8 protein-coding genes are annotated in these 7816 nt (G+C 45.1%); 7 read left to right on the top strand and 1 reads right to left on the bottom strand.

Going from position 1 to position 7816, the window contains the following annotated elements; translation table 11 throughout:
* Positions 1-53: 53 nt before the first annotated feature.
* On the bottom strand, positions 54-1565 hold the full coding sequence (locus HOP45_RS12815; RefSeq protein ID WP_181349699.1) for a BCCT family transporter: 1512 nt from the start codon (positions 1563-1565) through the stop codon (positions 54-56).
* A gap of 445 nt (positions 1566-2010) precedes the next feature.
* Here HOP45_RS12815 and HOP45_RS12810 point away from each other — a divergent pair, with 445 nt between their 5' ends.
* The 7 genes from HOP45_RS12810 (at position 2011) to HOP45_RS12780 (ending at position 7809) form a co-directional block, all read left to right on the top strand.
* Entirely contained in the window at positions 2011-2313 is a 303-nt protein-coding gene (locus tag HOP45_RS12810; RefSeq protein ID WP_181349683.1) for a four-helix bundle copper-binding protein, read from the top strand.
* Between the two features lie 56 nt (positions 2314-2369).
* On the top strand, positions 2370-3071 hold the full coding sequence (locus tag HOP45_RS12805; RefSeq protein WP_370458020.1) for a Na-translocating system protein MpsC family protein: 702 nt from the start codon (positions 2370-2372) through the stop codon (positions 3069-3071).
* 98 nt (positions 3072-3169) lie between these two features.
* Positions 3170-3421 (top strand): hypothetical protein, encoded by a 252-nt coding sequence (locus HOP45_RS12800; protein ID WP_181349681.1) that lies wholly within the window; start codon positions 3170-3172, stop codon positions 3419-3421.
* A 115-nt stretch (positions 3422-3536) separates the two neighbouring features.
* The gene (locus HOP45_RS12795; RefSeq protein ID WP_181349680.1) at positions 3537-4385 is read left to right on the top strand and encodes an ABC transporter ATP-binding protein; all 849 of its coding nucleotides are present in this window, start codon (positions 3537-3539) and stop codon (positions 4383-4385) included.
* Positions 4333-5262 (top strand): iron-hydroxamate ABC transporter substrate-binding protein, encoded by a 930-nt coding sequence (locus HOP45_RS12790; RefSeq protein WP_181349679.1) that lies wholly within the window; start codon positions 4333-4335, stop codon positions 5260-5262. Before HOP45_RS12795 ends, HOP45_RS12790 begins: the two co-directional genes overlap by 53 nt.
* A 535-nt stretch (positions 5263-5797) precedes the next feature.
* Entirely contained in the window at positions 5798-6802 is a 1005-nt protein-coding gene (locus tag HOP45_RS12785; protein ID WP_181349678.1) for a FecCD family ABC transporter permease, read from the top strand.
* Positions 6799-7809, top strand: a complete 1011-nt coding sequence (locus HOP45_RS12780) for a FecCD family ABC transporter permease (protein ID WP_181349677.1) — start codon at positions 6799-6801, stop codon at positions 7807-7809. Before HOP45_RS12785 ends, HOP45_RS12780 begins: the two co-directional genes overlap by 4 nt.
* The last annotated feature ends 7 nt before the right edge of the window (positions 7810-7816 follow it).

Raw genomic sequence — 7816 nt, 5'->3', positions numbered from 1 at the left:
GTACGTACGGTGGTGTGAGAGGGATGGAGGTTAGCCACCTCCCCCTATCTCTATTATTTTTGTTCATGAAGCAGTTGTTTGGACACCTTTGGAGCAAGCCACAGCATGGGCAGCAACAGAATCGAAACCGGCACAGCCGTAATGACGATAAAGTTTTGCAAGGCATCGATGCCACCGTTTCCAATGTAAAGCAGGATCGCTGCGATGGACCCCATGAGGACGGCCCAGAAAATGCGTAAAGAAACCCTAGGATTGCCTTCACCTGAGACCGCCATGGCAATCGTATAAGCCATAGAGTCGCCGGTTGTAATGACGAACACGATCGTCAGCAACAAGAACAACGGTGAAATGATCCCCGCTAGCGGGAGCTGTTCAGTGATCGCGATCATCGCTGCAGGCATCCCGCCGCTTGTGAGTTCTTCCGAAACCGAACCTGCTGATTGCAGTTCATAAAAGATGCCGGAACCACCGACGACGGTGAACCAGAACGTTGTGACAAGAGGGGCAATGACGGCAATGGCCAGTATCATCTGGCGAATCGTTCGACCACGGGAAATGCGACTGACGAGAATCGCCATCATCGGCCCGTAACCAATGAACCAGCCCCAAAAGAAAACGGTCCAGCTGCCCAGCCAGGACGTATCTTGACGGAAAGAGCTCATTTCAACAAAGTGATCGACATAAAAACCAAATGACGAAATGAACGAATCAATGATAAAGCCGCCCGGACCAAATAAGAGGACAAATAGAATTAAGCCTAAAGCTAGCGATACGTTAAAGTTACTTAAGCGCTGGATGCCTTTGTGCAGCCCTGTGACAGCTGAAATCGTGGTCACTACCACGAGTCCCACGATAATAGCCAGTTGCGTTGGAAATTGATCCGGAATGCCAAATAGCGCAGACAATCCATAGCTTGCTTGTAAGCCCAGGAAGCCTATCGGTCCAATCGTCCCGGCTGCGACTGCGATAATGGCGAACGCATCGATCATCGTGCCGAACCAGCTTGTTTTTAATTTCTCACCGAAAATCGGGTATAGGAGCGTGCGTGGTTTCATGGGCATCCCTTTATGATAGTGACCATACATCATGACCACGGCGCTCAATGTCCCTAAGATAGCCCAGGCAAGAAAGCCCCAGTGCATGTAACTTTGCGCTAACGCGGGCATAATGGCGCCTTCTGTTTTGGCATCAATACCCTCATGCATCGGAGGGACGGTCATGAAATGATACATCGGTTCAGCAGCAGCCCAAAACACACCGCCTCCAGCAAGCAAGGTGGCCATAATAATGGACAACCATTTAAATGTACTTATTTCCGGTCGTTCAAGCAAACCTAAACGGACTTGACCGTATTTCGAAAAAGCAATATATAAAGCCACTAAAAAGTGTAATAACATGAGAACCTGCCAAAAGGCACCGAAGAATTTAGACGACCAGGCGAAGCCGCCGTTAACGAAGGTTTTGACACTCTCGATATTGATAAATGCTGCAATCACAAATGCAACTAATAACCCGCCGCTGATGAGCAGGACTGACCAATCTATTTTAGAGGTACGTTGGTTGATATGAGACAATGTTAAACTAGATTCTCCTTTGAATTTTCATTCCTTTTTTAAACACATTTTCACACTTTCTCATATCTAAAATGGGCGTGTAAAGAAGAAAATGTTGTGAGGTGCTGGTAAAAAATACCCATCCTCTTTTAAGTTGTTGAGAACGAGTCAGAAACGAGCAAACTCATGAATGACACATTCACTGAAAGCCATGTATTCATTTATAGATATAATCCCGCTGGAGTTTTGACTTTTATTACGATGGAAAATGCGTTATAATCAGTAACGGAAGGAAGGCATAAAACTTTCTTCACATAATATTTAACTAGATTTGACTATGTATCACAACATAACCATTGGTGGAAATGACCCGGATCAATGAAGCCGGACATAAGCCAAAAAAGGACAAGGGGCCTTTTTTGGCTTTTTTAATGGAAAAAATAGGAGGATACTTGCAATGAACGATGACGACACTCTACCACACACAACACACCCATCTCCGAATGTATTGAAAGGCGTCCACCTCGTTAAAAAAAGTGCTGAAGCGTATAACCACGCTAAAGATATTGTCAACACAGGATCTCCGATTGCAGAGGACATTCTGCAGTCCTGCCTTGACATTTGTCAAAATTGCGTGGAGGAGTTTAAAAGAGCAAATGACGACGAGCTGGAGGACTTGATGAATGTTTGTATGATCAATCTCCTTTTTTGTGAAAAGTTAAAGGAGTTATTCAGCTTGGACGGGGAAGAGTCGGGATAAACAGTTTGAATTCCCGTCATTAGAGGAAACCTATTGGTAATGAAGATGACCGGGAGGTGGACGTATTGGAAAAAAATTCGATTCAAGCTGAAATAGCAAGTTATACCGGAAAATTGTTTCGCGATAACTTCGGTAAGGGACCGTCGTCGGTATACGTCTCTATTGAACATCCTTTTATTACGATTTATCTGCGAAATTTTTTGGCCCCGATGGAGCGTGTGCTCGTCGGACAAAAAAACTATATGAAAGTGGAAGAGATGCGGGATCTTCTCATGCAGGAGCTGCTCCCTGATATTAAAGCTACGCTTCGGGTCACAGCCAACCTGATCGTCGATGATTTGTATTACGATTGGTCGCTCCCGAATCGTTCGGGTCTGATCATGGGAATCATTAAATCGGAAGAAGAAAAAGAAGAGCCTGCTCCTTTCGCAGATTACCTTCACAAGCAGGACGTTCACGACGAGATAATCAAAGTAAGTGAGGAAGCTGAGAAACAACCTGAGCGCACAGATTCTCTCTATTTGAATGCGCGAACACTTGTCGTTAAACGGGAAGGCATATTGGTTAAAATTGAACAGGAATTGATACGCTCTGGATTCAGCCAACAGCTTCATTTAAGTAAAAGGCAGCTGGAAAAACGGCTGCTGGATCCGAAAGTGTTCGAGACCATATTAGGCGTGCCTGTTCAAGATATTTTTGTCGATTGGGACTTTAATTTAGACACGAGTTATATCGTTTTTATACTCAAACCTGAATAAGTGTAAGGCGGGAATGAGCTGGACAATAGAGCCGGACATAAGCCGAAGAGGACATGGTGCCTTTTCGGCTTTTTTTAATTCATTAAGGAGGTAGTAGGATGCACTATAAACTATTGGCACGCGATAAACATGAGACACAAATCGAGTTTTTCAAACGCGGAGAAGAACTTACATTTGGATCATACGAAGCTGCAGAACATTTTGCGGAAGCCATCAAACAGGAGTACGACTGGACTTCCGACTATACCTTTTCTATTGTAGCGACGGAGATTAAAGCCCATTCTGTCGTCACGGAATCACTGAACGGGAGAGAGCAATTAGAGGACAAATCACCATTTCGAATTAACTGATTCATGCAAAAAAGCAGTTGACAAAATAAAAAAATGAGGATATAGTTACACATGTAATCGCAACTGATAATCATTATCAATATCATTCACATTTCAATAAATAGGGGGTATCATGATGAATCGCCTATCAACTGAACAGCTGCATATCAGCTACGGTGACCATTTAGTCGTTAAGGATTTGTCCCTGCAAATTCCAGATAAACAAATCACGACGATCATCGGGCCGAATGGTTGTGGCAAATCAACGTTACTGAAGGCAATGACACGCATCATTTCCCATCAATCAGGGTCTGTCTCCCTTGATGGAAAAAGTATATCGAAAGAAGATACGAAAGTGCTGGCCCAAAAGATGGCGTTATTGCCGCAAAACCCGGACAGTGCAGCGGGGTTGACGGTAGCTGAACTTGTTTCTTACGGACGCTTTCCTTATCAAAAAGGCTTCGGCCGGTTGAGCCAGCGGGATTATGATATGATCAACTGGGCGCTTGAGGTGACCGGGATAACGGAATTCAAGTATTCAACGGTTGATGCCCTTTCCGGCGGACAGCGGCAACGCGTCTGGATCGCCATGTCACTTGCCCAGGAAACCGAAATGATTTTTCTTGATGAGCCGACCACCTATTTAGATATGGCCCATCAATTAGAAGTACTCGAGCTGTTACAGAGGCTGAATGAGGAAGAAGGACGCACGATTGTCATGGTTCTTCATGACCTTAATCAGGCTGCCCGATTTGCTGATAACATCATTGCCATGAAAGACGGGGAAATTGTAAAAGCCGGCAGTTGTGAGGCTGTGATGCAGCGTGACGTATTAAAAGAAGTATTTCAAATAGATGCTGATATTGGGCGCGACCCTCGCACCCAAAAACCAATGTGTCTAACCTATAACTTATTAAAAGGAGAAAATCGTAATGAACAACAAAATAATACCCTTCTTACTCTTGTCGGTAGTTCTGCTCATTAGTGCTTGCGGAAAGGATACTGGAGGGGGAGAAGAAAGTGCCTCCGCAGAAAACAATGAATCCGAAACGTTCACCTATGAGTCAGAAAACGGGCCGGTCGAAGTTCCAGCTGATCCGGAAAGAGTCGTCGTCCTATCCTCTTTCGCTGGGAATGTCATGTCGTTGGATGTTAATCTCGTCGGGGTTGATTCTTGGGCCAAAATGAATCCGCGCTGGGACGAAGAATTAAAGGATGTTGAAGAAGTATCCGCTGAAAGCCTGGAAAAAATTATTGAACTCGATCCCGATTTAATTATTGGACTGGCCAGTACGAAAAACATTGATAAGTTGAAAGAAATTGCACCAACAGTGACCTATACATACGGGGAACTGGATTATTTAACCCAGCACGAAGAGATAGGGAAGCTGTTAAATAAAGAAGAAGAAGCGAAACAATGGGTCGAAGATTTCAAAACTAGAACGAACGAAGCAGGCGAAAAGATCAAAGCTGAAATTGGAGAAGACGCCACTGTCTCCGTTATCGAAAAGTTTGATAAACAGTTTTATGTGTATGGAAATAACTGGGGTCGCGGAACGGAAATCCTCTACCAGGCCATGGACTTGAAGATGCCGGAAAAAGTAAAAGAAACGGCATTAGAGCCGGGCTACTATACCATTTCCGCTGAAGTCCTGCCTGAATATGCTGGTGATCATGTAGTGCTCAGTACCAGTCAGGATGGGGATAATTCGTTCCAGGAAACGGACACCTATCAGAACATTCCTGCCGTGAAAAACGATCAAGTTTATGAAGTCAATCTCCATGAATTCTATTTCAACGATCCGCTTACGTTGGAGTATCAACTGAAATTCTTTAAAGACGCATTTCTCGGTAATGAATAACGGGTAGAGGTAGGCAAGTGTATTCAGTGAAGAGCTAATTTGAAAAGGGATTCTGCTTTCAGAATTCCTTTTCTTATGAGTCAAGCTTTGATTATCACCATCAATTTTGGAAAATACATATGCTGCTAAGCAAGACAGTTCCGTACACAGGTGAGACGCCTTATGATTTCACAGACCTTCTTGTGTGACAAGAACTCCTCATTCGTGAGAATTAATTTACAGCAACATTAAGGTGTATTCTACTTCAGCATAGGTTCGTTCAATTCTATATCAAATGGGGGGCTTTGAAACGACGAGACTCCCGCGGGAAAAGGAGCTCGGCTAGACCCCACAGGGAGCGGCGCGACCGAGGAGGCTTGCCGGTTCCCCGCAGGAAAGCGAGTTGTTTCAAAAGCCCCCCTCTCCTTAATACGGTAACGAACCGAAGCAGCATCTCAAAAAAATCACGTTTTACTCCCCTAAATTCGAATTTATAATGAAATAGTTAATCTCTCAAAAAGTGTGAAACAAAGCCTAAAGAAAAGAAGCGATAAGCATGGGAAAACTAAACCGTTTAACATTCTTATATAAATTTACGATTGGTCTGCTCATTCTCATCGTGTCGTTTGTCATAGCGATGGTGCTTGGTGCAGCTGATATAGGCATCGATGATCTTTGGGCCGTGGTTACCTCAGGGGCACAATCAAAAGGGACCACGATCATCCGCGAAATCCGGTTGCCACGTGAGGTGGCGGCTATGTTAGTTGGAGCAGCATTCTCAGTGTCTGGTGCCATCATGCAAGGGATCACGCGCAACCCTTTAGCGGATCCTGGTTTGCTCGGATTGACGGCTGGTGCCAATATGGCGTTGGCGTTGATTTTTGCGCTCATGCCTGGGGTGAATTACTTCGGTACTATGATTGCTTGTTTTATCGGAGCTGCCATTGGCGCTGCTATGGTATTTGGTATCGGTTCAATGAAACGCGGAGGGTTTTCTCCTTTTCGAATCGTATTGGCTGGGGCCGCTGTATCAGCTTTTTTATATGCGATCGCTGAAGGTATCAGCTTATATTTTCAAATATCCAAGGAAGTGTCGATGTGGACAGCTGGGGGATTAATCGGGGCCAATTGGGGTCAGATTCAAGCTATCACGCCGTTCATTTTGATCGGGCTTGTTGTGTCACTGTTTCTTTCGCGCCAATTGACCATTCTCAGTTTGAATGAGGAAGTAGCTGTCGGTTTAGGACAGAAAATAACACGAATCAAAACCTTATTGTTCATTATTATGGTTGTCTTAGCTGGGGCTTCTGTTGCCTTAGTAGGGGACTTAGCTTTCATTGGCTTGATGATTCCCCATATTGTGCGGGCGTTCGTCGGTACTGATTATCGTTATATCCTGCCGATGTCCGCTGTGTTTGGAGCATCCTTCATGTTATTGGCCGATACATTAGGACGCACCATCAACGCCCCTTATGAAACGCCGGTAGCCGCAATTGTTTCCATATTGGGCTTACCTTTCTTCCTTTTGATTGTGCGGAAAGGAGGGAAAGAGCTGACATGATCCATCCTGCCTTAATAAAAAAGCAACGTATTTTGCTGCTGGTTTTCGTTAGTTTGATTTTCCTGACTGTGGTCATTAGTTTAGGCTTGGGTTACTCGTCGTTATCGTATAATCGTTTGCTGCCCACGCTATTCAATCAAGGAACGTTTGAAGAATCATTTGTCCTGTTTTCCATCCGGCTACCCCGGATTGCGATCACGCTTTTAGCGGGGATGGCCTTAGCGGTTTCAGGGAGTATTTTACAAGGGATAACGCGAAACGATCTCGCGGACCCTGGTATCATTGGAATTAACACTGGTGCTGGGGTGGCGATTGCATGTTTCTTTTTATTCTTCCCTACTGAAGCTGGGGCCTTCATTTACGTATTGCCGGTAGTCGCCTTTCTAGGTGCACTGCTTACAGCATGTTTCATTTATTTGTTTTCCTATCAGAAGACAACCGGCTTGCAACCGATCCGGTTAATTCTTGTCGGAGTAGGTTTTTCTATGGCCTTGTCAGGTGTCATGGTCGTGCTTATTTCCTCTGCCGAACGTCAAAAGGTGGATTTCATTGCCAATTGGTTAGCAGGAAGCATTTGGGGGACCGACTGGCCGTTTGTTTTGGCGATTTTGCCGTGGCTCCTTCTGCTCATTCCTTTTACCTTGTATAAGGCAAGCCGTTTGAATCTCCTCGGTTTGAGCGATGCTGTTTCGATCGGCGTCGGTGTCGCCATTGAGAAAGAGCGTCTCACCCTGCTTCTGGCCGCTGTGGCGCTGGCAGCTTCTGCGGTTTCGGTCACAGGCGGTATTGCTTTTATCGGTTTGATGGCGCCGCACTTAGCTAAGGCCTTGATTGGTCCGAGACACCAATTATTTCTTCCCCTTGCTATCCTGATCGGCGGGTGGCTCTTATTGGTGGCAGATACGATCGGCCGCAATCTCGTCGAACCTGATGGCATACCAGCGGGCGTGATGGCAGCCTTGATTGGAGCTCCCTATTTCATTTATTTACTGCTAAGGAAGATTTAGTGTTAAA

The organism is Thalassobacillus sp. CUG 92003 (genome assembly GCF_013618635.1).
GTDB lineage: Bacteria > Bacillota > Bacilli > Bacillales > Halobacillaceae > CUG-92003.
Note: the sequence above shows the minus strand (reverse complement) of the source record. Positions and strands in the feature narration are given on the sequence as shown.

Coding starts and splice junctions, on each gene's coding strand:
- HOP45_RS12810 (WP_181349683.1), top strand. CDS start 2,011: ATGAACGATGACGACACTCTACCACACACAACACACCCATCTCCGAAT.
- HOP45_RS12800 (WP_181349681.1), top strand. CDS start 3,170: ATGCACTATAAACTATTGGCACGCGATAAACATGAGACACAAATCGAG.
- HOP45_RS12795 (WP_181349680.1), top strand. CDS start 3,537: ATGAATCGCCTATCAACTGAACAGCTGCATATCAGCTACGGTGACCAT.
- HOP45_RS12790 (WP_181349679.1), top strand. CDS start 4,333: ATGAACAACAAAATAATACCCTTCTTACTCTTGTCGGTAGTTCTGCTC.
- HOP45_RS12785 (WP_181349678.1), top strand. CDS start 5,798: ATGGGAAAACTAAACCGTTTAACATTCTTATATAAATTTACGATTGGT.
- HOP45_RS12780 (WP_181349677.1), top strand. CDS start 6,799: ATGATCCATCCTGCCTTAATAAAAAAGCAACGTATTTTGCTGCTGGTT.